Source organism: Pseudomonas inefficax (genome assembly GCF_900277125.1).
GTDB classification, from domain to species: domain Bacteria; phylum Pseudomonadota; class Gammaproteobacteria; order Pseudomonadales; family Pseudomonadaceae; genus Aquipseudomonas; species Aquipseudomonas inefficax.
Map to the genome: position 1 here is coordinate 1 of NZ_OPYN01000110.1, position 1932 is coordinate 1932.

A 1932-nucleotide genomic window follows, 5' to 3' on the forward strand; every position below is an offset into this window, starting at 1 on the left:
ATTTCATCGAAGGNATCCGGGTGCATGGCCATCAGCACATGCGGGCGGGCCAGCCAGTCGGCCAGTGCAAGGCAGCCGCTGGCCGGCAGCACCTGGCGGTCGGCAACGCTGATGAAGCTGTCTGTGAACAGCGGCTGCGCAGTGATGGCCTGGGGCAGGTCGGGGAAGATGCCCAGGGCCAGGTCCAGTTCACCATCGAGCAACTGGGCCAGCATGGTTTCGCGGCTGGCCTGGCTGATGGCCAGGTCCACCCCGGGCGCGACCTGGCGCAGATGGCGCAGCAGGGGTGGCAGGATGATCCGCGAGGAATAGTCGGACAGCGAGAGCCTGAAGCGACGCTGGGCCTTGGCCGGTTCGAACCGCGGGGCGGCCAGCAGGCCGTTGAGGTTGCCCAGTGCGTCGTGCAGCGGTTTGGCCAGCGACTGGGCGCGAGCGGTCAAGGCCATGCGGCCGTTCTGGCGCACCAGCAAGGGGTCGTCGAAATGCTTGCGCAACTGCGCCAGGGCGTGGCTTACCGCCGGTTGGCTGCGGTGCAGGCGCAGGGCGGCGCGGGTCACGTGCTTTTCGCTCAGCAGGGCGTGCAGGGCGAGCAGCAGGTTGAGGTCGATCTTGCGTAGTTCATCCATGGCGCGAATGGTCTTGGCCATCTCTTACGGTTTTGATCAGCTTAACAAATACCCAAGGCCGCTCCTACAAGGACCGTGTCAGTCGTTGGGGTTGTACTCGCCACCCGTTTCACGGATATCCCTGCTGCAAGCGGTGCAGAAATCATCTGCATCCCGCCTGATTGTTCAACTTTTTCTGCCTGTTTAGCCTGACTCGTCACTCATCCAACAGGATTCGATCATGGCTACCCGCATCGTTCTCAACAGCACCGGCACTGCCGAGGTCATGCATCTTGAACACTTGCAAGCACAAACCCCAGGACGCGGCCAGGTCTGGCTGGAACAGACGGCCATGGGGGTCAACCCGCTCGACTTGCTGCAGCGCAAGGGCGGCGCCCCTCTGGACCTGCCTTCCGGGCTGGGGCTGGAAGGGGCTGGGCGGGTCGCTGCCGTAGGCGATGGAGTACGTGACGTGCAGGTGGGCGACCGGGTCGCCTATGCCATGGGCCCGGTTGGTGGTTATGCCAGCGGCCGCCTGTACCCGGCCGAGCGCCTGGTCAAGCTGCCGTCTCAACTGGATGACCAGGCCGCCGCCGCCGTGCTGTTCAAGGGCATCACGGCGCAGTACTTGCTGAAGACTACTTATGCCGTGGGCCCCGGTAGCCAGGTGCTGTTGTACGGTGCCGCCGGTGCCTTGGGCCAGCTGATGGCGCCATGGGCGCGGCACCTGGGGGCGACGGTGATCGGCGTGGTATCACGCCCGCAGAGTGTGGCAAGGGCGCAGGCAGCGGGTTGCCACCATGTGCTGGTGTTCGACGCGGCAACCTTGGCCGGCCAGGTCCGCGAGCTGACCCAAGGGCAGGGCGTGGACGTGGTCTATGACTGTGTCGGCAAGGTGTCGCTGCAAGCCTCGCTGGACAGCCTGCGGGTGCGTGGCTTGCTGGTGTCGTTCGGCGGCACCTCCGGCGCGCCGGCGGCCATCGAGGTTGCCACGCTCAACGCCAAGGGCTCGCTGTATCTGACCCGGCCGTCGCTGGCGGCACACACCCGCACGGTCGACGAGTACCAGCAGCGCGCTGCCGATGTGCTGGCGGCGGTCGCGGAGGGTATCATCCAGCCTCGGGTCTGGCGTCGCTACCCACTGGCCGAAGCGGCCAGGGCCCACGGGGACCTGGAGCAAGGGCTGTCGGAGGGCGCGCTGATCCTCACTGCCTGATCCCCGACCCACAGCCTTGTGCCGAGCCTTGCCATGGATGCCTTCGACAGCCGCCGCGCCGATGAACTTGCCACCTTGCTGGCGCTGCACGAGCAGGGCTCGTTTGCCGCT

The 1932-nt window shown here is 66.2% G+C and carries 2 protein-coding genes; one reads left to right on the forward strand and one right to left on the reverse strand.

Going from position 1 to position 1932, the window contains the following annotated elements; translation table 11 throughout:
• A partial coding sequence (locus JV551A3_RS14020) for a LysR family transcriptional regulator (protein ID WP_133978803.1) occupies positions 1 to 626 on the reverse strand: 626 nt, incomplete at its 3' end.
• Between the two features lie 220 nt (positions 627 to 846).
• On the opposite strand from JV551A3_RS14020, the gene JV551A3_RS14025 reads away from it, so the two are divergent.
• The gene (locus JV551A3_RS14025; protein ID WP_133978801.1) at positions 847 to 1821 is read left to right on the forward strand and encodes a quinone oxidoreductase family protein; all 975 of its coding nucleotides are present in this window, start codon (positions 847 to 849) and stop codon (positions 1819 to 1821) included.
• The last annotated feature ends 111 nt before the right edge of the window (positions 1822 to 1932 follow it).